Genomic DNA, 23,274 nt, shown 5'->3' on the forward strand with positions numbered 1-23,274 from the left:
AAATTTTGGCTTGCAATTTACTACATTGTAATATGAAGTGCAACACTTGACAATTTTGTTAAAGTTGTTGCACTTTTTTTATAAAATAAAATTGAAGGAATACTTTTCCCTTCAATATAACTCTTGTGTATTGCTTAAAAAAAGAGGTTACAATATTAATTATAACACATTAATTATGAAGAAAGAGTTTTAATTAAATATTATTTTAATTTAAATTATTCAATTAATAAAATTGCTAAAGAAATTAATAGATCTCCTTCTACTATTTTTAGAAAATTAAAAAAACTTGGATAACAGAATAATTAATTACAAAATAAAGCTTTACAAGTCAATTAGCACGAAAAAGAAGATATCATATTTTCAATTTTTAGTTTGTAATTTTTTAATATTTTAATTCGTTTGTAATGAATAAAGTTATAAGTAAAAGTGTTATACTTCATACTTCAATCAAGCCTGTATTTAAATAAACCCAACCATATATAAAACTATTTTATTAAATTCTTTATTTTAATAAATTTTTAATCATTAAACATTAAAACATATATTTTCTTAAAATAATGTTGAAATTAATTTTTGCATAAATTAAATTATTCATATTTTTTTATTATTAATATTTATTTGCAAAAAAATTAAAAGTTAGACTTTTAAATCTAACTTTTTATATTTTATTATTTATTAATTATGCAACTCATTCAATTACACATTCACCAGGTACACCAGTAGAATTAGTAGAAGATGAAGAATATTGAGCCATAAAGTATGGGCTTCAAGTTGCAGGTCTTTGACTTTCCTTAATTACAAGCTTTACATTTAGTAAACGAGTTAATTTTACTTTTGCTTGTTCAGTTACATCATCATTTCTTAGTAATGAATATTTACTATCTTCAACAAACCCATATAAAATAAATTTACTTACTTTCTTAATATTTTTAGGCAAATAAATTGTTACATTTTCTGTAGATCATCAAAAAGCTTGTTGTTGAATTTCTTCAATAGGACAATTTCTAAAATCTAATGTTGTATCTCTTAAATATGTAAATGCTTCATCTTTTAATAATTTTAATTTAGTAAGTGAAGTTAAATTTGTTACTGTTTTAAATTGTTCCATAAATATACCAATAGATTTTGTATTTTCTGGAAGTCTAATATTTACAGTTGATGCTGCTAATTTGTTTGAAGAGTTTTCTAAAACATTTTCACCATTATCATTTTTAAAATTTGGAAGTTCTAAATTGTTAAGTGTATGGATACCATCCATAAGATTTTTAAAAGGAATTTCTTCCATTTTGTGGTGACTAAATTTTAAGTTTTTAAGATTTGTTAAGTTGTCCAATAAAAATCAACCTTTAGGTAAGTTATTAATTTTTAAATTTGGAGCTCAAAAATCAATTGTTTCTGTGTCTAAACCAGAGAAAGCATTTTGAGAAATACTTTCATATTTTAATTCGATATCTATTGTTTTTATCGCTTCTTTGTTATGGATAATTTTATATAATTTTTTACCATCAATAGATTCTAAAAATGAGTAGTTATTAATATATGATGTATTTAATTTAATAGTTTTGGTTTCACCGCTCTCAACTAAATCAAATTTAAATGAACCACGTCCCTGAACCCCACTATCTGCAGTTCAGTATCCAAAAAATTCACCAAATTGAAGAGCTAAAATAGGTGTATAGAAAGTAATGTAATAATCATCTGGAAAATTCATTCTATAATGATCTTCTTTTGCAATACTGTTTTTAAATCCTGTAAAAAGACCATTAATTTCTTTTACATTATCATACATTTTTAAATATGCTAAGTTAGATGACTTACCAACAATAAGATTATTAATTTTTTCAATAGATTTAGGTAATTTTACCGCTAAAATTTGGGCAAATTCCTTGCTTTCAGTATTCATAATTAAATTAGATACTTCTTTAATACCTTCTTCCAAAACTACACCATAACCTCTAAGATTTGGAGTTGCAGGTATATTATGGAATAATGTACCACATTTTATAACTTTATAATTTCCGATTTTAGCAGGAACAACAAAAACTTCTTTAGTTTTTCTTCCGTTTAAAAATGCAGCTTTATTACCTTCATATTCAATAACTTCATATGAAAAATCCTTTTCATTAGCGTCTGAAGTTTTAAAATCAGAAATAGTTTTTGTAACTTCAGCTGATTCTGTGCCTTTTGCTGCATCAACAACGGTGTATTTTACTGAAATTTGATTACCACTAGTTTGCTTTACACTTTTAATGTTAATATTAACTCTTGCATCTTTTACTATTGAATAATCACTAACAGTTAAATTATCTCAATATTCATAAGCCATTTTAGAAGCTTTTCCTATAGCGTCAATTTGAACTTCTCTTGCAAGCTTATCAACTAAACTTTTTGGCATTTTAAAGCCAGTGATTCTTGTTCTATAAAAATTAGAATAAATGCCTGGTTTACCATTTTTTTCACTAATTCTATAATTTAAATCAAGTGAAACTTCATCATTATTTTTAATAATTGTAAAGTTTGATGCATCAATTTGATATTTACTATCTAATGCAGAAATATTAAAATCGCTAAAGTTTGAAATATTATTTATTTCAGTATCATTTTTAGCATTGACTGTAAAAATAGCATCTTTATTTGCATTTAAATATTTATTTAATTCACTAGAAATTAAATATTGTTTAAAGTTTGAAATTGTTTTAACTTGGTTAGCACTTTCAAACTTGGTTACATTGTTTCTTAATTTATAAGAAACTAATAAATTAGTTCTTTTTGCAGGATTTGATTCATCTTCTTGTTTAAGTTCATATCCTGTATAAATTACTTCAATATCATCTTTTTTAGCAATTGAATCTAAACCAGAATAAGTTAAATTAATTTTCTTAGCTTCTGAAGCATAAGTATTTTCTTTATCATTATAATTAAAGCTTATTGCTCCTAATGCATCATTAATTTGTTTACGATCATCAAAAAATCCTGTTAATTCTATTTCTTTTTCATTAGACATTAAATTAGTATCTAAACTTCTTAATTGAATTCTAGCTTTACATTTTCTATTTGCAAAATCTTTTACTAAACTATTAACTTTTATTTCTAAGTTAGGGTCTAAAGCTGTTTTTGAAACAATATTTGTAGCAATTGCATTTTGAACATAAGTATTATTAGCATCTTGATATTCAAATTCAGTATTATTAATTAATGCTGTTAAAACAGTAGAAGTCTTAGCGAATGTATTTATCTTATATTCTAATGTATCAGAAATATAATTTGGATCATCAATAGTTTTAACTTTCAATTTATATGAAAATATTGCTTCTGATTTTTCATCATCTGCTTTAACATTAATGTCAACAATTTCATATTGAACATTTTCATTATTATTTTGCTTTAGTGTAATGTCAAAATATTTATATTTGCCATCAACTTTTTCTTCAACATCATGAGCTAAATGTTTAGAAGGGTCAAAAGAAGGGTCAAATACTAAATCAACATTTTTTGTTTTTCAATTAGTATTATCTATTTTTCCATATTCATTTAATTGTTGTTTAGTTCTAGGTGGAACTAAATTTCTAAACTCAAACATTTTTCAATCAGAAGTAATTTTATTATTTGATTTTCATGCTAAAGCAAATTTAGCTCTAAATGTTGTATATGGATTTTTATCATCTAAAGCATATTTATTAACTTCTTTAGTAAGATCATCAGTTTCAACAAGCAAAGTATAAAGTTTGGTGTTGATATTTGATTTGAAATCGGAAATACTCAAAACTTGTGCTTTGGTTTTTGATTCTTTATCAATAATATCAATTTTCGCTTTACTTAATTCTTTATTTAATATTTGATGTTTTCTTTCAGTTGAAAGAGAAGTTGCTAAAGCAGTAACACCTGTAACTGTTGCAACGCCTAATGCTGCTGAAGCTATAGAAACTATTTTTCAAGTTGGGCTTGTGTTACGTACCTTTTTTTCATTGTCAACTTTAGATTCAACTGTTTTTGAATCATTAGTTTTTAAGTTTTTATTTTCCATATTTTTCCTTTTTTGATTTTAATTATTACATTCTTAAATTATTCTAGCAATTGATAGAATTAAAATAATTATTGTGAAAAGTAAAACTACTCATGTTGCTGCTAAAATAGCATATAGTCATTTAGGAACTTTATATTTTATTGTAGAAATCTTTATTGATTGAGTTGCTTCAAAACCAGTGCTTTGTAAAATTTCACTAATTCTTGCAGAAGCCAATTGTGCTTCTGAAAATGCTAAGTTTTTGTTCAAAATACCAGTAACATGTTTTAAAAATACTTGTGATTTATTTTCACCTTGTTTTAAATAGTAATAAATATCAAGTTCATCATTACTTTCTAAGACATTTTCAATAATAACTTGACCATTAAAGTTTTCAATAGAAATTTTAAAGTCGTTTTTTGTTAATTCCTTAGGCTTTTTAGAATTATTAATTAAAAGTATTTTAACTTTATCTGCTAAATCATCTAATGTTTGAGTAGCTATTTGTTGATTAACTGCTTTAGTAACTAAACCAGTTGAGTCTTGAAACATGTCAAGTAATTTATTATCAACTAAAAAACGAATATTAACAGTTTCTGGAGCAACTTTTTTAGCTTCTAATGAATTAACTATAGTATGAGCTTTAGCAATTGATAATGAACCAATTAATTTGTTTTGTGCATAAAATAAGAAAATCAAATTCTTTTCATTTTCATATCTTTTAATTGCAGTTTTTAAAAGAACAACTAAATTAGCATATGCTAATGGTTTATCGTTTTTTCCTAATTCTGAAAGAATTGGAACAACTTTATTTACTTTTGGATGTAATAGTTCACGAACTATTAATTTTTTTTGTGCAGCTGTTTCAGCCATTTTTTGGGTCTCCTTTTAATTTTATATTTGTTAATTATTAACAAACAATATATTTATTAACGCATGTTTAATGTAAAATGCATGGTCTAATTATATACTTATTATTTTATTTATTAAGAAATTATTAAGAATAAGTAAGAATGAGAGAGAGAGAGAGTAAATTTCACTATTTTTTAACCTTTAAGTGTATCATTTTGAAAAAAATATTAATTAATGTTTTAAAAAAAATTAATTTGGTAAACTTTATTTTATGTATAAATTTTTTGTAACTAGAAAAGAAAACAATAACTTTTATTTTGATGATGAACAACTAAAGCACATCAAAGTTTTACGCATAAAAGAAAATGAAACAATTTACATTAATTATTTAAATGAATATTATGAATGCATCTATAATGCAGAAAAAGCAAAATTAATTAAAAAATTAGATATTAATAATGAACTTAAAAATGAAATTACGGTTTGTATACCATTAATTAAACAAAGCAATTTTGAATTTGCAGTCCAAAAAGCAGTTGAATTAGGAGCTTCTAAAATAATTCCTTTTGTCTCAGTTTACACTGATAAAAGTAATTACAATGTAATAAAAAATATAGGTAGGTTAGAAAAAATTATTTTTCAAGCCACTGAACAATCTTTTAGAAATAAAATATGCAAACTTGAAAGATTACATACTTTTGATGAAATAATGGATTTAGAATGCAAAAATAAATATTTAGCGCATGTAAACATTAATAATAGTGAACCATTTGAATTAATAGATAATGATGCACTTTTAATTGTTGGACCTGAAGGTGGATTTAATTTAAAAGAAATTGAAACAGCAAATAAAAAAAGTGCTAAAATTATTTCATTGACCAAAAGCATATTGAGATCTGAAACCGCGTTGATATATATGCTTTCTAGAATAAAAAAATAAATTACACAAAATATATCATTTTAAGATATACTATTTAACATATAAATATGTTAAATTTATTATTTAAAACCTTTTTTGTTTTGAGGTTTTAGCAAATTATATTTTTATAAAGGAAAAAAATGCGTCAAACTACTATTGTAAAAAAAGAAGACATCGAAAAGAAATGATACCTTGTAGATGCTAAAAACATACCTTTAGGTAAATTAGCAGCTAAAGTTGCTTCAATGCTACGTGGAAAAAATAAACCTTCATTTACACCAAATGTAGATATGGGAGACTGTGTAGTAGTGATTAATGCAAAAAGCGTATTATTAACAGCTAAAAAAGATGAAAATAAAATTTATTACCACCACACAGGATATCCTGGTGGACTTAAAAAAATTACCGCTGGTAATTTAAGAGAAAAATTCCCAGAAAGATTAATTGAAAAAGCAGTTAGAGGAATGTTACCTCACACCAAATTAGGTAGAAAACAATTCAAAAATCTTTTTGTATATGCTTTTGAAAAACATGCTCAAGAAGCTCAAAAACCAGTTAAAGTTGAGGTTAAATAATGGCAAAGAAAGAACAAACTAAAAAATCATCTTCTAATGAAATTAGATACTATGGTTTAGGTAGAAGAAAATCTTCTGTTGCTAGAGTATATATAAAACCAGGAACTGGTAAATTCTTAATTAATACCAAAGAAGCTAAACAATATTTAAATTCAGATATTTTAATTAAAGATGCTTTAAGCCCATTTGAAGTTACTGGAACACAAAACACATTTGACATTATTGTTAATGTTAATGGTGGTGGTCTTACAGGACAAGCAGGTGCTATTAGATTAGGAATTGCTAGAGGTTTATTAGAAGCTTCAAACAATGAATACCGTAACAAATTAAAAGATGCTGGTTTCTTAACTGTAGATTCAAGAGTTAAAGAACGTAAGAAATACGGACTTAGAAAAGCAAGACGTGCACGTCAATTCTCTAAGCGTTAATAAATGAATATTTAAAAATTTTAGTAAGATATATATAAATTATGTTATTATATATATCTGTAATGCGAGCGTAGCTCAGTTGGTTAGAGCACACGGCTGATAATCGTGTGGTCGATGGTTCGAGTCCATTCGTTCGCACCATATCAAGAAATTGAAAATAAATATCACTAATTACTAGTGATATTTTTTATTAACTTTACGATCATTATAATAAGACACCAAAAAATAATATAATTTATATGTAGAATATTTTTTATTCTAAATAAATATAATGAAAAAAGGAAACATATGAAAAAAATAAATTTTGCGTGATTATTAGCAATCACTCCATTAATACCTTTAACTGTAGCTGCTAAATGTACTACAACAAAACCTGTAGACCCTCCAAAACCTGATCCAGTGGAAGATGAAAAATCAGATGTTAAAATTGAAATCATTCTTGACAAGAATGAACCTGATAAAATTACCCCTAAGGAAGAATATAATACCTTATCAGTAAATGATTTAGGACATGATAATTTTAAATTAACAAGTCTTTCTTCACAATATGATTATGAGTTTGAACTTTTAGAATCAAATGTAGAAAATGGAACTATTACCTTAAAAGTTGATCAACTAAATAAAAATGATCAAAAATTGATTAAAACTTATGAAATAAAAGTTGAAGGTTTTAAAAAAGAACTTGCACCTGATGAAGAAGATCCTATTTTTTCTATTGAAGGAATTAATGCAGATGATTACAAAAACTTTTATGCATATTCAATAGAAGAAAACAAAATTAAATTTGAATCAAAAAGTAAGAAATATACTTATAAATTAAGAGGAATAGAAGTATCAGAAGAAAAAGTTTATGATGAAATTCTTAAGAAAGACATTATTAAAAGTACTTCTTTAATTATTAATTACGATCAACTTGACACAAAAGGCAATAAAGTTCAACTTGGAGTTTCATACGAGTTAAAAGGATTTAAAGGCATTGAACTTGATAAAAATGACCCTAAAATTTTATTTGATGGTTTAGAAGAATCAAAATATAATAAAATAAGTGCTGAAGATGCATTTAAGAAAATTCACTCTGTAGTTTCTAAATCAGGAGCTTATAGTTATACATCAATTAAAAAAGAATCATTTGATAATACAAAAGGAGAAATTACTTTTAAAGTTACACAATGATCAAAAAATAAATCAGTAGAATTTGGTACATTTGAAATTGTAGTAAGCGGATTTAAAAAATAAAGTTGATCAAAAAAAGTTTGGACACCCAAACTTTTTTTGATGTTATTATTTTTGAATAATAAAGAATTCTTTTTTGCCTTTTTTTAGGATTGCATATTTTTTAGAAAAATTATTAAATTCAATTTTTGTATTTTCATCATTAACTATAAAATCATCGATAATGAATGTTTTTTTGGAAATAAATTCTCTAGCTTCACGATTAGAAGAAACTATATTATTATTTTTTAGAAAATCTATAAATATTTCTCCATTATATTTATATAATGGTAAAAATCCTTTAAGTAAAGAAATATCATCTAAAGTTAGGCTTGATATTTTTTTATCTTTAGAAAATAATATATCACTAATATTTTTACATTGACAAGCAATTTCTTTGGAATGAATATCTTTAACTACTTCATATGCCAAAATCTTTTGAGCATACCTTTGTGCTTTATTTTCATTATGTTTGATAATAATTTGTTTAATTTCATTAACATCCAAAAATGTAAGTCAATTTAATAATTCATTTACTTTTTCATCGCTTTGATTTAATAAAAATTGATATATAGAATATGGACTAGTTAATTCTTTATCAAGTCATAAACTTCCGCCACCTGTACTCTTACCAAATTTTTTACCACTTTCATCTAAAAGTAAATTAGCAACAATAGCGACAGCATCATTTTTTTCGCCATACAATTTTCTAATCATTTCAAGACCTGTGGTAATATTACCTCATTGATCACTTCCGCCTAGTTGGATCTTAACATTATATTTTTCATATAATGTTTTAAAGTCTCAGCCTTGTAATAATGTATAAGAAAATTCAGTAAAGCTTAAACCTTGTTCTAATCTAGTAGCAATATTTTCTTTGTTCAATAAATAATTTACATTAATTAATGTCCCAATATTTCTTAAAAAATCTACAATCGTTCAACCTTTATAAAAGTCTAAATTATCAATCACTTCTAAATCAAATGATTTAAGTTGTTTAATAATAGCTGCTTTATTTTCTAAAAGAACTTTTTCATCTAAATATTGTCTTTCACTACTTCTAAAAGAAGGGTCGCCTATCATTCCAGTAATTCCGCCTATTATTGCTATTGGTTTAATCCCAAATTGTTTGAATCTAAGAAGAGTTGCTATTTGAATATAATTACCTAAATGTAAACTTTTAGCAGTGGGGTCAAAGCCGGCATATACACTAATATTTTTGTCAAGTAAATATAATTTTTCTTCATTAGCAATATTATTTAAAATATTACGATTTTTTAAATCATTTATTAGTTCCTTGTGGTTCATATTTTTTGCTCCTATTTTACTAATCAAACATTTTCTAAAAAATTAATTATTTATAATTATAATTTAATTATTATTTTTAAACTAAATAAACTTTTATAAACTATAAAAAAATATTTATTAACTAAATAATAAATAAGAAAAGGAAATATTTTTATGAAAATTAAATTAATTATCGATTCATCTTGCGGTTTAACCGAAAAACAAGCAAACGAACTTGGTTGAGACCTTTTACCATTAATATCTAATATTAATGGAATTGAATACAAAAATGGTGTTAATATAGATATAGAAAAATTTGCTGAATTGTGAAATGCAAACCCTAAAAAAGCTGAAGTTAAAACATCTTGTTCTTTATTAAAAGACATTATTCCCCTTGTTGAAAAATATGAAAAAGAATATGACAAAATAGTTATATATCCAATTTCTAAAGCACTTTCTTCTCAAAGTGATATGTTAAAAAAAGCATTTGCAAATCATGATAAGGTTTTTGTTGTGGAAAGTAACAAAATCTTATATTTAATGATAAAAGATTTGCTTATGTTTGAAGAAGAAATTAAAGCTGGAAAATCATTTGAAGAAGCAACTAAAATATTTAGTCTTCCTGCATCTTCAAGATTTTTACTAATTCCTGAATTTAATGATGCACTTGTTAAAGGCGGACGTTTAGCACCAGCTGCAGCTGCTATTGCTAAATTATTAAAAATAGTTCCTATTATTTGTTGAACAGAAGATGGAAGATTAGAAAAATACGGTACTGGTTTTAAGTTTAGAAACTCACTACTTAAACAAACAATTAATATGAAAAAAGAATACAACAAAAAAATTGATGAAAACACTTACTTCATTTTAATTGATAGTCAAAATTCTAATATAAAAGAAATAGCAGAAGAACTAAAAAATGCTATTAATTTTTCAGAAGTTGAAGTATTTGATAATGCAGTAGATGTTGCAGTGCATACAGGTGTTGGCGCAATTTGTTTAGCAATTGATAATGTTGATCCTAAAATTAAAGATAAATTATTTAAATTTACAAAAAAATATTAATATATAAAAAAATGTATTTTTTAGAACTCTAAATTAAGCATAGTATTGTATTTAACTATGCTTTTTTAATTTTTGTTATTTGATTTTGTAATTCATAACAATATTTTAGATAAAAAAGAGTACAATATAAAGTGTAATATATTGTTTTAAACAATAATGAAAAAAAATAATAAGGAGAATTATAATGACACCACATATTTCAGCAAAAAAAGGTGATTTTGCTAAATTAGTTCTTATGCCTGGAGACCCACTTAGAGCTAAATATATAGCAGACAATTATTTAAAAAATGTAAAACTAGTTTCAAGCGTTAGAAATGTTTTAATGTATACTGGCGAATATAATGGAAAAAAAGTTTCTGTTTGTGCTTCAGGAATGGGAGTCGCTTCAATAGGGATTTATTCATATGAATTATTTAATTTTTATGGAGTAGAAGCTATTGTTAGAATTGGTTCTGCCGGTTCTTTTAAAGCAGAACTTAAAAACTACGATCTTGTTTTAGCTAATGATGCTTATGGAGAAAATGTAGCGTTTAGAGATGCACTTTTAAGAAATAAAGACACTATTGCTAAACCTTCAAAAAAATTAAATGAATTAATTGAAAAGAATGCTAAAAAATTAAACAAAAAGTTAAATATTGGAAGAGTTATGAGTGAAGAAGCATTCTATTCAGATAAATCTATTGAAGAAAGATTAAAAAATAGCGGAAATGCTATTTGCGTTGAAATGGAATCATATGGTCTTTTTTCAGTAGCTGAAAGACTTAATAAACAAGCTGCTTGCCTTTTAACAATTTCAGATAATTTAATAACCAAAGAATATACAACAAGTGAAGAAAGACAAAACTCATTTAATGGAATGATGGAACTTGCACTTTCTTTAGTAGAATATTATTAATATGTCTATAGTAGAAATAATTAACAAAAAATCAAAAGGTAAAGAGCTTACAAAAGAAGAAATATCTTTTTTTGTAGAAGGCTATGTTAAAGGAGAAATTCCAGATTATCAAATTTCTGCCTTACTAATGGCAATTAAACTACAAAACATGACTATTGAAGAAACTTCTTATTTAACAGAAGTTATGATGCACTCAGGCAAAGTTATTTCTTGAGATTTTCTTAATAGATTAGTAGTTGATAAACATTCAACTGGAGGAATAGGCGATAAAGTAAGTATTACTTTGTGTCCACTTCTTGCAAGTCTAGGCTTAACTATTGCCAAAATGTCTGGTAGAGGGCTTGGACATACAGGCGGAACTTTAGATAAGCTTGAATCAATTAATGGTTATAATTGTTTTCTTAGTGATAAAGCTTTTAAAGAAAATGTTGAAAAACACAATATCGCTATTATTGGTCAAACTGATAATTTAGTTCCAGCAGATAAAAAATTATATGCTTTAAGAGATGTTACTGGAACAGTTGATTCTATTCCTTTAATTGCTTCTTCAATAATGTCTAAAAAATTAGCAACAGGATCACATTGCATTTTACTAGATGTAAAATGTGGCAATGGTGCATTTATGCAAAATATTGAAGATGCTAAAAAATTAGGTTCACTTATGATTTCTATTGGCAAACAATTAAATAGAAAAGTTGCTGTAGAAATTACAAATATGAATGAACCTCTTGGAAAAGCTATTGGAAATAAATTAGAAGTTATTGAAGCAATTGAAGCCTTAAAAAACAAAGGTCCAAAAGATTTCATGGATATAATTTATTCTTCAGCAAGTTCTTTATTACAGCTTGCTAAAAAAGCAAAGAATGACACTGAAGCTAAAAAATTAGTGGATGAAGCATTGAATTCAAATAAAGCATATGATAAGTTTTTAGAATGAATCAAATCACAAGGCGGAGATATTACTTTATTTGATAATTTAAATAAATGATTTAATCCTAAATACAAAATTGAAGTAAAATCTAACAAAGAAGGATATTTACAAATTAACAATGCAATTGAATTTGGTATTTGTGCAATGCATTTAGGTGCCGGCAGAGAGAAAAAAGGTGATAGCATTGATTTTGATGCTGGAATTTATTTAAATAAAAAATCTAATGATTATGTAAATAAAGGTGATGTAATTTTCACTTTATACTCATCAAACCCAATTAATAAGGAAATTGAAGAAAGATTACTCAAATCAATTTCTTTTGAAAAAGAAAAGCAAAATAAACAAATTGTTTTTGCTAAATTAATTTAAAAAATAAATATAATATTAAATAAAAAAACGAGGTACTAAAAACATGGAATATAATAAATATTTCGATCACACTTTGCTTGCTCCACAAGCAACAAGCGCAGACATTGATAAATTAATTGATGAAGCAATAAAATACAATGTTAAATCTATTTGTATAGCTCCTGCTTATGTAAAATATGCAAGAGAAAGACTAGACAGTTTAAAAAATAAAGAATTATTAATTTGTACTGTTATAGGCTTTCCACTTGGCTATAATGCTACTAGTGTTAAAGTTTACGAAACTAAAATTGCTATATCACATGGAGCTGATGAAATTGATATGGTTATAAACATTGGAAGATTCAAAAACAAAGAATACGAATATGTTTTAAACGAAATTAAAGCAATTAAAAAAGAATGTGGCAAAACATTATTAAAAGTTATTGTTGAAACAGCACTTTTAACTGATGAAGAAATCAAAAAAATTACTGAAATTGTTTTACAATCTGGAGCTGAATATATTAAAACTTCAACTGGTTTTTCATATAGAGGAGCTTCAGCAAATGATATTAAAATAATGAAATCAGTTGCAAAAGATAAACTTTTAATCAAAGCAAGTGGTGGAATAAAAACTGCTGAAGATGTTCAAACCATGATAGATTGTGGCGCTTCACGTATAGGTTGTTCTAAAACTTGCCAAATTATTGAAGAACACAATAAAACACAAAAATAATAAATAAGGGCTTATAAAATGTTAAAGTTAATTAATCATCCACTCATTCAAATAAAATTAACAGTTATGCGTTCTAAAGATACGTCGCACAAAGAATTTAGAAGCAACTTAAATGAAATAGCTTCTCTTATGACATATGAAATTTTAAGAGACTATAAAACTAAAGATAAAGAAGTAATTACACCTACTAACACTAAAACAATTGGCAAAACCTTAGATAGTGAAATTATTATTATCCCTATTTTAAGAGCAGGTTTAGGCATGGAACAAGGAATATTAGATTTAATTCCTCAAGCCAGAGTAGGACACATTGGCCTTTATCGTGACGAAAAAACTTTCAAACCAATTAAATATTTATATAAAACACCTCAAGAAGTTTCTAAAGAAAAAAGCACCGTTTTACTAGTTGATCCAATGTTAGCCACTGGAAACTCAGCAAATGATGCAATTGATAGTCTAAAAGAAGAAGGTTGAAAAAATATTAAATTAGTTTGCTTAGTTGGAGTGGACAAAGGAATTAACCTAATATTAAAAAATCATCCAGATGTAGATATTTATTTAGCATCAAAAGATGAAAAATTAAATGAAAATAATTATATTATTCCCGGTTTAGGAGATGCTGGCGATAGAATATTCGGAACCAAAGGAAAATAAATAATAATAAAAATAATAAATAGCAAAATAAATAAAAATATATAATAAAAAATAAGGAGACAAAAAATGTCAGGACATTCAAAATGAGCAACAACAAAAGTTCATAAATTTGCACAAGATGCAAAAAGATCAAAAATGTTTCAAAAATTTTCTAAAGAAATAATGGTAGCAGCAACTCAAGGTGGACCTAATCCAGATGCTAACCCAGCGCTTAAATTAGCAATTGCTAAAGCTAAAAGTAGAAGCATGCCTAAAGCTAATATTGAAAAGGCAATTGCTAAGGTTGCTGGAGATGCTAAAGGAAGTTCAAACTTTACAAGTTTAGTTTATTCAGGCACTGCTTTTGGTGGAGTTAATTTCTTAGTGAGTTGCTTAACAGATAATTTCAATAGATTAGCATCAAATATAAAACATTATTTTACTAGAGTTAATGGAACTTTAGGAAAACAAGGTACAGTGCCTTATACTTTTGATTACAAGGGATTAATAGAAATTGATTCATCAATTGCCCCAGAAGATAAAGTAATGGAAATTGTTTTAGAAGCAGGAGCAGATGATTTTGTTGTTGAAGATAATACTTATATAATTTACACTTCACCAGCAGCTTTCTCTGCAGTTAAACAAGCGCTTGATGAACAACTTAAAATTGAAAACTATTTATCTTCTGAAGTTAACTACTTCCCTAATTCAGAAGTGAATTTACCAGAAGATAAAGTAGAACAATTTGAAAAATTTGTTGAATTGCTTGAAGATGATGATGACGTTCAAGAAGTTATACATAATGCTATTTATTAATTTAATTAATATAATTAATTAATAATCCTTAAAAAATACATTTCTTTGATGTATTTTTTAATTTAATACAAAAATAATATAAAATATATAAAAAATATATTTAGTAAACGGTAATAAATTATGGAAAGAAAATTTACAGAACAAGAACAAATTAGAAGAAACAAAATTGCTTCTTTAAAAGAAAAAAACTTATTAGCATTTGCTTCAACAATTAAACCTAACTTTACATCACAAGAACTTATTGACCAATATGACAAATTAAGTCGTGAAGAAATTGAAAGCAAAAATGTTAATGTAATTCTAAACGGAAGAGTTATTGCTCAAAGAGGGCCATTTATTGTATTACAAGACAAAAATGCAACCATTCAAGCATATATCAATAAAACTGGCGATGTTTTAGATGCTAATTCATTAGAAGTTATCAAACAACTTGATTTAGGTGATATTGTATCAGTAAGCGGCTTATTATCTAAAACTCATACTAATGCTTTAATGATTAAGGCTTCTAAAGTTTCATTATTAACAAAAGCTTTAAAACCTTTACCAGATAAGTTTCATGGTCTTTCAGATGTAGAAGAAAGATATAGACATCGTTATGTTGATATGATCGTAAACCCTGAAGTTAAAAAAACTTTTATGCTTAGAACTAAAATTATCAAAACAATTCGTGAATATTTTGATAATTTAGGTTATTTAGAAGTTGATACACCTGTATTACACCCAATTTTAGGTGGAGCTGCTGCTAAACCATTTATCACATATTACAACGCTTTATCTAAAAACTTTTATTTAAGAATTGCAACCGAACTTCCTCTTAAAAAACTTTTAGTAGCAGGTCTTGAAAGAGTTTACGAAATTGGACGTATTTTTAGAAATGAAGGTGTAGATACAACTCATAACCCTGAATTTACATCAATTGAATTTTATGAAGCTTATTCAGATGTGTATGGAATGATGAATAGAACTGAAGAATTATTTAAATTCTTATGTAAAAAATTAAATATTAAGAAAGTTAAATTTAATGGTAAAGACATTGAATTTAAATTCCCATTTAATAGAATTAATATGGTAGATGCAGTTAGCGAAAAAATTGACTTAGACGTAAGAAACTTAAGCAATGAAGAAGCTATTAAAGTTGCTAAAAAACATGGAATTAAAGTTGAAAAATATTATACTTTAGGTCATATTATTAATGATTTATTTGAAAAATACATAGAAGAAACTTTAATTCAACCAACTTTTGTTTATGGACATCCAATTGAAATTAGTCCGCTAGCAGTTAAAGATGAAAAAGATCCTAGATTTACTCATCGTGCTGAATTATTTATTAATACAAAAGAATTTGCGAATATGTTTACTGAGTTAACAGATCCAATTGATCAACTTGAACGTTTTGAAGCACAATTATCTGAAAAAGAAGCTGGTAATGAAGAAGCTAACGAAATTGATTGAGACTTTGTTAATGCTTTAGAATATGGTATGTGTCCAGCGGGAGGATGTGGTATTGGAATTGATAGATTAGTTATGTTATTAACTGAAAACGATTCTATTAGAGAAGTACTTTTATTCCCACAACTTAAAGATACAAAAAATAATTAATAATTTATTTAAATAAATTAAAAGCGTTAAATTTTTTAACTAGGACAAAAAAATTTAGACTAAATTGTAAAACTTTTGTTTTCTTAAACATCCCATAATTTTTGGGATGTTTTTAAATTAAATATTATATTTATTTAGTCTATAATTAAAAATGATTAAAATATAACTATTTTAAGTATAAAAAGTTATATATTAAAAAAATAAAAATATAACGTTAGGAGAAAATGCTTTTATTCATCCCCATTGTAATAATTAAATTTTGTATTATAACTATTTACTTTTTAAGTCTTAGAAAAATAATATTTAATTATGAAAATTTAAGTTATTTTTTGGAAAGTAAATTTTATGTTGACATAAACTTAAACAAATACTTTAAAAAATTAAAAATTGTGCAAATAATCGTAATAATTTTATATATTATTAACTGGTTTCTAATACTAAGTTTAATTATTTTAAATGTAAATATTTTTAAGCAATCAAAATCTATTGATATAAAAGTGTTTTGAATTTTATTACCTTTATTTATAATAATAGTCATGTCACAAGCAACTATATATTTAGTTTGAAAAATACGCAAATTGAAAAATAAGTATAAAATGTTTTTAACTATAAACAACAAAGAAACTTGTGAATCTTATTTTTTGGATATAAAAAATATCAATTTAGCAAATGAAAAATTTTGAATAATTAATAAATATATTGAAGACACAAAAATAAAAATCTATTATATTTCTGAGTATCAAGAACTAATTCCTATAATGTTTCCAAATTATAAAAAATTAAAAAAAATACTATTAAAAAAATATAAATTATTTGATGATAAACTTTTATATATAGATTCTATTTTAGCCACTGAATCATTAAAATTAAAAATAAAAAGCGAATATCTTGATCGAGAACAAATTAGTTATTTACGCTTTTTAATTATAAATAATATAATAAAGGACTTTTAAAATGACAATAAAAATGATTATTTATATACTTTGACCTACTACATTATTATTTTCAATAATATGAATACTAATCTTTAAAAAAAGTATTTTTAATAAAAAAATGTTTTTTAATTTAAAAGCAGTTGAATTTTTAGAAAAAAATAGATTAAGTATTTCAAAAAGCTTTTTTAGAAAAATGTTTTTAATTAATGCTGGTAAGTATTGTATATTAGCAGTACCAATTCTAGTAATTAATTATGTTTTTGGAATGATATTAATTTTTGCTAATTTACAATTAAATAAAATCTTTATATATGTTTCATTTTTTGTAAATATGATATTTCCTTATTTAATTATGCTTTCTTTCAATAAATGACTAAAATTGGAAATTCATTACAAAATGCATCACATAATGCCAGTTGTAGATAGATATGAAATTAGTTTTTTTAAAGAAGAAACTAATGACTGAAAAAATAGCGATTTTTTTAAAAGTCTTAATGAAACAATTATTATTGAGTTTAAAAATTCAAAACCACAATTAAGTCAAAAGTTTGATTTAAATGCAATTAAAAAAATGTGTTTTAAAAATAATATTTTTAATGCAAATAAGTTAAATTATTTTACATTTAAGGATGTAGAAAATGTATATGTTAACGGCAATAAAATATCTACATATGAAGAATTATCAATTCTAAGGCTTTATTTATTTGAAAAGTTAAATAACTGTAAACCATATTTTTAAAAACAAAAAGCAAATAATATTAAGTTATTTGCTTTTTTGATTTGTTTTTGCTGCGCTTTATAATTATTCAATATTAATTTTAAATTTAATGTATAAGTCAAATGAAAGAGATTCTATTTTACTAAAGTCTGCATCCATTTTTCCTTTATATTTAAATATTGCTTTTTCAAGTGTGTAAGTTATTTTTTTATCTTTATATTTGTTAGAAAATTGTTGCATAGTAGCATTTATATACGTTTTAAGCTCATCAATTGACTTTTTAGCAACAATTGCCTTAAAATTGTTTTTTAAATCAATATAATAGCTTTTATTGTTTTTATTAACAACAAAGACAAAAGTTGAAATAATTTTATCTAAATAGTTAAATTTATCAATAGTAAGTTGTTTTTTAGTTAATTCTTTTACTTGCTTATCTTTTTTTGCACGATCATTTTCATTGACTTGGTCATTATACAAACTAGTATAATATTCATTAAGAAAAGTTAAATAATCAAATTCTCCGAATTCGAAATTAACACCACTAATTTTTTCATTAAGTTCTCTTGGGTGATTTTTGGCATATTTACTATTATTTAAGTAAAATGCTTCAAAAGTTTTATTAAAAAAACTTACATCTTGACTTATTCTTACAAGTGGGGGTTTGATTTCATTTCATCCTTTAGCGCTAACTAATTCTTTTTCATTTAAGTCTAAGATACTAGAAGACATGTTTAATTCATGTTCAGATATAAAATATTCATATTCTTTATCGGCAATTAATTCTTTAGAAGCAAATTCAAGTAAATCTTTTTTCGTATAACTATCAGCAATATCATGATCAAAAAAGTATTTAGTACGTTTTTGATTAATTTTTTTATTTAAAGCAAAAGGAATAATAGTAACACATAAAAATGCAGTTGCTAAAGAACTAAATAAAAAAACATTAGATAATATTTTTTTAGTTCTGGGCTTCATTTTTTTAGAGTTTTTTTTATCTTCTAAATTACTGTTGTCTTCTATATTTGTATTTTTTTCTATATTATTGTTTTCCATATCAAACCTTTTCTATTTTTCTTCTAATTTTAAAAGATCAATAATTCTTTTCATGTTTATATTTGCTAAACTATAATCTCCGTTAAGAGTCTTATTATATAAATATGCTGTAAAGTTACTTATAATTCTATACTTATTAAAATCTTTTGGTTTTGAAATTCCATAAGATTTTCAAAAGTAGTTTTCAGCTTCATAGCTTAATCCAACACTTTCAAATAAATACGCGATATCTAAAAATCTATTATTATAATATGCGACAGATCAATCAATTATATAAACATTATTTTCGTCGCTAAAAAATACATTATCTAAACTTAAGTTATTATGACAATTTGCATCTGGTTTTAATTCCTTAACTCATTTTAAAATCTTATACACATTATCTTTTGAACCTATTTCACTATATAGTTCAGCATGATTAATTTTCCCTAAATATCATTCTATTTTTTCTTCCAATATATATGATGGAAATTTAGCTGGTGAATCGTGGCATATTCTTAACGCATTAGCCAAAGCTTTTAATTGTTTCTGATTAAAGAAATATACAGAATTACAATTCAATCATCTTCAAATAATTTTATCATTATCTTCATAAACACAAATTGGCACGAAATAAAAGTTCTCAATTTCTTTTATGTCAAGCCTATTATCAAATTGATTTCTAAATTTTTGAATAATAAATTTATTACTTATAGAATAATCTCTATCTTGAAATTGTAAAAAAGAATCAGTAATTTTAGATTGAGGTAAATCTAATTTAGAATAAGTATTATCGTATAATGCTTTAGAAAATGTTTGAACTAAATAAATATAATCTTCAAACTTATCAAGATCTAAATCGAAGAAATTAATAATTTCTTCTTTATCTATTTTGAAAAATATATGTAAACAAACTGGATCTACATATTTAGAATTCATTGCACAGAACTCAAAATCTATAAGTTTTAAAAATCCATATTTATTAATCAAAACGTTATGTCTTTTTAAATTATTATGGCTAACTACTAAAGGCTCATCTTTATATTTTTCTAAAAGTTCTAAATATTTAGGATCATTAATATTATATAAGTTTCAATTAAAGGGCTTTAAAGTAACCGATAATTCCTGAAAGTTTTGAATACAATTAAAAAGTGAAAATTTAACTTTTTCATCCATTGTTATTTTGAATAAATCTTGGCCAGGAAATCACTTTTTAATAATATATCCATCTTTAACAAATAAATAATCTTTAAATGTTTTAGTAATTGCCATTTCATTAGAATAATCTACATCAACAACTTTTTTAGGAACTCTAACTTGCACTCATAAATCTTCATACTTACCAATATATGTTTGATTATGAAAGCCTTCATAATAAAAGCGAAGATTAGAAAGATTTTTAGCTACATCTTCACCAAAGATCGTTTTTATATCTTCAGAAACTTTTTTAAGATTTTCATAATTTTTGTTTTGATATTTATTTTTTTTATACATTATTTAATTCATTTCTATTTAATATATTTTTAATTTTATTAAAAATACTTAGTTCTTATATTTTTCTAAATATTCTTTCATGTACTTTTCAATTTTGCTGTTATATAGAGTATCTGGAAAAGGATTAACTGCATGCTTATTAACCCAAAGCACGATCAAAGCATTTACTAAAATTTTATGTATTAGTAAATATTTTTCTTCATAATCATCGCCATATGCTTTTAAAAATATTTTTTCTTCTTCTTTTGTAAGTTCACTGCTTTCAATAAAGTAAGCTAAATCAAAATGTACATCGCCCATGGAAGCATATTCTCAATCAACTAAAAAAATGTTTTTATTTTTGTCTTCAATCATATTAAATAACCAAAGATCATTATGACAAGGAGCTGAAGTATCAATGTTTTTTAAAAATAAATTTATTTTTTTATAATACTTGCTAACAATTGGTACTTTCTTATTTAATTTTTTAATCTTTGCTAAATATGTTTTAAAACGTCTAGATAAATCATTTTGTTTAGGAAATTGTAATTTTGAATTATGAATAGTTATTAACATTTTCCCAATTTTTTCTAAACGTTCTTTGGTTTTGTCACTAGGACCTAATGTCTTGCCTTCTATTCATTCAGTTTCTAATATATCTTTATTATCTTCAAGTACTTTAGGTGAAAATTTAAATACATTAAGTATTTTATAGTCAATTTTATGATTAAAAGAATCATAAAACTTTTGTTTTATGAAAGTGTTCTTTTCTTTATTACGAAATGTTTTATTAGTAAAACCTTGATTTTCTAATAATTCCATTATGGTTAACTCTTTAATTTATTTGATTAATATTTAATATACTAATGTAGTTAATTAAAAATCAATATTGTTTGCATATTTTGCATTTTCTTCAATAAAGTCATGACGTGGTTCAATATCTTCTCCCATAAGAGTTGAAAATACTGTATCACAACTTGCAATATCATCAATTTGAACTTGTAGCATTTTTCTAGCTGCAGGGTCCATAGTAGTTTCTCAAAGTTGTTCGGGGTCCATTTCACCAAGACCTTTATATCTTTGAATAGTTACTGATTTTTTATCTTCTAATTTTGCAAGTATTTCTTCTTTTTGAGCATCATTATATGCATAAGCAACTGATTTTCCATTTTGTATTTTATAAAGTGGGGGTTGAGCTAAATAAACAAATCCGTATTCTATTAATGGACGCATATAACGGTAAAAGAATGTTAATAATAAAGTTGTAATGTGCGCACCATCGACATCGGCATCGGTCATAATAACAATTTTGTGATATTTTAATTTGTTAATATTAAATTCGTTTTTAATTCCTGTACCTAAGGCATGAATTATAGTAGCAATTTCTTTATTACTTAAAACTGTTTGAAAATCATTTTTTTCTGAATTGATAACTTTACCACGAAGTGGTAGGATAGCTTGTGTCATTCTATCACGACCCATTTTTGCTGAACCACCAGCTGAGTTACCTTCGACGATAAATATTTCAGTAATTTCAGCATTCTTAGAAGTACAATCTGCAAGTTTACCAGGTAAATTACCAAATTCCAATCCGTCTTTTTTTCTAGAAGCATTTCTAGCAGCATCAGCAGCTAAACGTGAACGTTGAGCAAGTAAACATTTATCAATAATTGCACGAGCGTGGTCAGGGTTTTCAGCCATGTATTTTTCAAGAGTTTCAGAAATAACTTTGTTAGTTGCAACTCTGGCATCTTTATTTTCAAGTTTTCCTTTTGTTTGACCTTCGAAAATAGGATCAGTGTGCTTGATAGAAATAATCGCAACTAAACCATCTTTAACATCATCTCTTGATATTTTTTCTTCTTTGTTTTTAAACAATTTATTAACTTCAGCATAATTATTATAAATTCTAGTTAAAGCATCATAAAAACCTTGTTCATGCGTTCCACCATCACCAGTTTGAATATTGTTAGCATAAGAAACTATGTTAGCAGTATAAGTTTCATTATATTGCATAGCAACTTCAACTACAACATTTTCGCTACCGGGAGTTTTATCTTTAAATGTTCCTTCTGCATAAATAACTTTAGGAATAGTTAATTTTTTACCTTTGTTAAGTTCATTGACATAGTCAATAATTCCACCTTCAAAGTAAAAAGTTCTTAGAGTATTTTTTTCTATATCTTCGCAAGAAATTGTTAGGCCTTTATTTAAATAAGCAATTTGTTTAGCGTGGTCAATAATTGTCATAAAGTCAAAGTCAACTTTATCCATAATTGTATAATCAGGATGAAACATTATTCTAGTTCCTGTTTCGCCTTTATTAACTTTACCAATTACTTCAAGTGGTTTAACTGGATGTCCACCATTTAAATATTTTTGATAGTGTAATTCGCCATCTCTTTTAACTCAAACTTCAAAACAATCGCTTAAAGCATTAACAACAGAAGCACCAACACCATGAAGTCCACCAGAAACTTTATAGTTAGAACTATCAAATTTTCCACCAGCATGTAAAACAGTTAAAATAGTTTCAACGGCACTTTTTTTAGTCTTAGCATGAATATCAACAGGCATACCACGACCATCGTCAGTAACTTCAATAACATTATTTGGGTGCAATCTTATATTAATATGTGTTGCATAACCTGCCATAGCTTCATCGACAGAGTTATCTACAATTTCTCAAATTAAATGGTGAAGTCCTCTAAAACCTATTGAGCCAATGTACATCCCTGGTCTTTTTCTAACAGCTTCTAGACCTTCTAAAACTTGAATATCGCTTGCACGATATTTTTTTTCTTTAGTTGTATCATCCAT

21 protein-coding genes and 1 tRNA gene are annotated in these 23,274 nt (G+C 25.1%); 15 read left to right on the forward strand and 7 right to left on the reverse strand.

Annotation, left to right across the window (positions count from 1 at the left end; translation table 4 throughout):
• Positions 1 to 222: 222 nt before the first annotated feature.
• The gene (locus F795_RS07000) at positions 223 to 294 is read left to right on the forward strand and encodes a helix-turn-helix domain-containing protein (RefSeq protein ID WP_422385564.1); all 72 of its coding nucleotides are present in this window, start codon (positions 223 to 225) and stop codon (positions 292 to 294) included.
• 385 nt (positions 295 to 679) lie between these two features.
• On the opposite strand, the gene F795_RS06310 is transcribed toward F795_RS07000, so the two are convergent.
• Together F795_RS06310 and F795_RS0100930 are read right to left on the reverse strand one after the other, a co-directional pair.
• On the reverse strand, positions 680 to 4,024 hold the full coding sequence (locus F795_RS06310) for a hypothetical protein (RefSeq protein ID WP_022935868.1): 3,345 nt from the start codon (positions 4,022 to 4,024) through the stop codon (positions 680 to 682).
• A gap of 33 nt (positions 4,025 to 4,057) precedes the next feature.
• Positions 4,058 to 4,876, reverse strand: a complete 819-nt coding sequence (locus F795_RS0100930; RefSeq protein WP_022935869.1) for a hypothetical protein — start codon at positions 4,874 to 4,876, stop codon at positions 4,058 to 4,060.
• Positions 4,877 to 5,126: 250 nt separating this feature from the next.
• On the opposite strand from F795_RS0100930, the gene F795_RS0100935 reads away from it, so the two are divergent.
• From F795_RS0100935 to F795_RS0100955, 5 genes are all read left to right on the forward strand, one after another.
• Positions 5,127 to 5,795: a 16S rRNA (uracil(1498)-N(3))-methyltransferase gene (locus F795_RS0100935; protein WP_022935870.1), complete on the forward strand. Its 669-nt coding sequence runs from the start codon at positions 5,127 to 5,129 to the stop codon at positions 5,793 to 5,795.
• Positions 5,796 to 5,914: 119 nt separating this feature from the next.
• Positions 5,915 to 6,349: a 50S ribosomal protein L13 gene (gene rplM / locus F795_RS0100940; protein ID WP_022935871.1), complete on the forward strand. Its 435-nt coding sequence runs from the start codon at positions 5,915 to 5,917 to the stop codon at positions 6,347 to 6,349.
• The gene (rpsI, locus tag F795_RS0100945; RefSeq protein ID WP_022935872.1) at positions 6,349 to 6,777 is read left to right on the forward strand and encodes a 30S ribosomal protein S9; all 429 of its coding nucleotides are present in this window, start codon (positions 6,349 to 6,351) and stop codon (positions 6,775 to 6,777) included. Before rplM ends, rpsI begins: the two co-directional genes overlap by 1 nt.
• 64 nt (positions 6,778 to 6,841) lie before the next feature.
• A tRNA-Ile gene (locus tag F795_RS0100950) sits at positions 6,842 to 6,918 on the forward strand.
• A 147-nt stretch (positions 6,919 to 7,065) separates the two neighbouring features.
• Complete coding sequence (locus F795_RS0100955) at positions 7,066 to 8,013, forward strand: lipoprotein 17-related variable surface protein (RefSeq protein WP_022935873.1); 948 nt, start codon at positions 7,066 to 7,068, stop codon at positions 8,011 to 8,013.
• 45 nt (positions 8,014 to 8,058) lie between these two features.
• On the opposite strand, the gene tyrS is transcribed toward F795_RS0100955, so the two are convergent.
• Positions 8,059 to 9,297, reverse strand: coding sequence for a tyrosine--tRNA ligase (gene tyrS / locus F795_RS06315; protein ID WP_022935874.1), 1,239 nt, complete (start codon positions 9,295 to 9,297; stop codon positions 8,059 to 8,061).
• Between the two features lie 153 nt (positions 9,298 to 9,450).
• On the opposite strand from tyrS, the gene F795_RS06320 reads away from it, so the two are divergent.
• The 9 genes from F795_RS06320 (at position 9,451) to F795_RS06330 (ending at position 17,970) form a co-directional block, all read left to right on the forward strand.
• Complete coding sequence (locus F795_RS06320) at positions 9,451 to 10,341, forward strand: DegV family protein (RefSeq protein ID WP_022935875.1); 891 nt, start codon at positions 9,451 to 9,453, stop codon at positions 10,339 to 10,341.
• A 184-nt stretch (positions 10,342 to 10,525) separates the two neighbouring features.
• Complete coding sequence (gene deoD, locus F795_RS0100970) at positions 10,526 to 11,236, forward strand: purine-nucleoside phosphorylase (protein ID WP_022935876.1); 711 nt, start codon at positions 10,526 to 10,528, stop codon at positions 11,234 to 11,236.
• Position 11,237: 1 nt separating this feature from the next.
• Complete coding sequence (locus F795_RS0100975) at positions 11,238 to 12,536, forward strand: thymidine phosphorylase (protein WP_022935877.1); 1,299 nt, start codon at positions 11,238 to 11,240, stop codon at positions 12,534 to 12,536.
• 43 nt (positions 12,537 to 12,579) lie between these two features.
• Positions 12,580 to 13,248: a deoxyribose-phosphate aldolase gene (gene deoC, locus F795_RS0100980; protein WP_022935878.1), complete on the forward strand. Its 669-nt coding sequence runs from the start codon at positions 12,580 to 12,582 to the stop codon at positions 13,246 to 13,248.
• Positions 13,249 to 13,266: 18 nt separating this feature from the next.
• The gene (gene upp, locus F795_RS0100985; protein ID WP_022935879.1) at positions 13,267 to 13,902 is read left to right on the forward strand and encodes a uracil phosphoribosyltransferase; all 636 of its coding nucleotides are present in this window, start codon (positions 13,267 to 13,269) and stop codon (positions 13,900 to 13,902) included.
• Between the two features lie 66 nt (positions 13,903 to 13,968).
• Positions 13,969 to 14,697: a YebC/PmpR family DNA-binding transcriptional regulator gene (locus F795_RS0100990; RefSeq protein ID WP_022935880.1), complete on the forward strand. Its 729-nt coding sequence runs from the start codon at positions 13,969 to 13,971 to the stop codon at positions 14,695 to 14,697.
• Positions 14,698 to 14,817: 120 nt separating this feature from the next.
• Positions 14,818 to 16,296 (forward strand): lysine--tRNA ligase, encoded by a 1,479-nt coding sequence (lysS, locus tag F795_RS0100995; RefSeq protein WP_022935881.1) that lies wholly within the window; start codon positions 14,818 to 14,820, stop codon positions 16,294 to 16,296.
• A gap of 596 nt (positions 16,297 to 16,892) precedes the next feature.
• Complete coding sequence (locus F795_RS06325) at positions 16,893 to 17,249, forward strand: hypothetical protein (protein ID WP_129619125.1); 357 nt, start codon at positions 16,893 to 16,895, stop codon at positions 17,247 to 17,249.
• A 1-nt stretch (position 17,250) separates the two neighbouring features.
• Complete coding sequence (locus F795_RS06330; protein WP_022935883.1) at positions 17,251 to 17,970, forward strand: hypothetical protein; 720 nt, start codon at positions 17,251 to 17,253, stop codon at positions 17,968 to 17,970.
• 63 nt (positions 17,971 to 18,033) lie between these two features.
• On the opposite strand, the gene F795_RS06335 is transcribed toward F795_RS06330, so the two are convergent.
• Genes F795_RS06335 through gyrB form a run of 4 tightly spaced genes read right to left on the reverse strand, consistent with a single transcriptional unit; the run spans position 18,034 to position 23,274 of the window.
• A complete protein-coding gene (locus F795_RS06335) occupies positions 18,034 to 19,002 on the reverse strand; it encodes a hypothetical protein (protein WP_022935884.1) in 969 nt (322 codons plus the stop codon).
• Positions 19,003 to 19,014: 12 nt separating this feature from the next.
• A complete protein-coding gene (locus tag F795_RS0101015) occupies positions 19,015 to 20,475 on the reverse strand; it encodes a phosphotransferase (RefSeq protein ID WP_022935885.1) in 1,461 nt (486 codons plus the stop codon).
• 48 nt (positions 20,476 to 20,523) lie between these two features.
• Entirely contained in the window at positions 20,524 to 21,279 is a 756-nt protein-coding gene (locus tag F795_RS06340; RefSeq protein WP_027120246.1) for a phosphotransferase, read from the reverse strand.
• A gap of 51 nt (positions 21,280 to 21,330) precedes the next feature.
• A complete protein-coding gene (gyrB, locus tag F795_RS0101025; protein WP_022935887.1) occupies positions 21,331 to 23,274 on the reverse strand; it encodes a DNA topoisomerase (ATP-hydrolyzing) subunit B in 1,944 nt (647 codons plus the stop codon).

The sequence above is a fragment of the Metamycoplasma orale ATCC 23714 genome (genome assembly GCF_000420105.1).
Lineage (GTDB): Bacteria > Bacillota_I > Bacilli_A > Mycoplasmatales > Metamycoplasmataceae > Metamycoplasma > Metamycoplasma orale.